Annotated in this window: 1 protein-coding gene; it reads left to right on the top strand. The window is 47.6% G+C overall.

What is annotated here, in order from left to right; translation table 11 throughout:
- Positions 1–71 precede the first annotated feature (71 nt).
- Positions 72–286, top strand: a 215-nt coding sequence (locus M2D63_RS25695; RefSeq protein WP_285865882.1) for a hypothetical protein, incomplete at its 3' end; no start/stop codon positions are given.

Here is a 286-nt window from a genome sequence, read left to right on the forward strand (position 1 = left end):
TTCCTGTTCGAAGTCGGGGGCGATATCGCCGAGTCTGAGGCTCATGGTGCGGCTCCTAGGCTGAGTTCGTTATGGGTTCACTTTGCCTGCATCTGCTAGAAAACAAAAAGAATAAATATCGATTTATTTATAACTTTTTATCCTATCAGCAGACAGACAAAAAAAAGCCTCGCACGAGGCGAGGCTTCTCTTTTCAACCGGACTTACAGGAAGTTGTAAGTGTAGTTGAAGATCAGACGGGTCTGGTCCTTGTCAGCAACGCTTTCGCCTTGGCCGCGGAACGTAC

Origin of the sequence: Pseudomonas sp. BJa5 (assembly GCF_030272875.2) — a bacterium.
In the GTDB taxonomy this organism is placed as follows: domain Bacteria; phylum Pseudomonadota; class Gammaproteobacteria; order Pseudomonadales; family Pseudomonadaceae; genus Aquipseudomonas.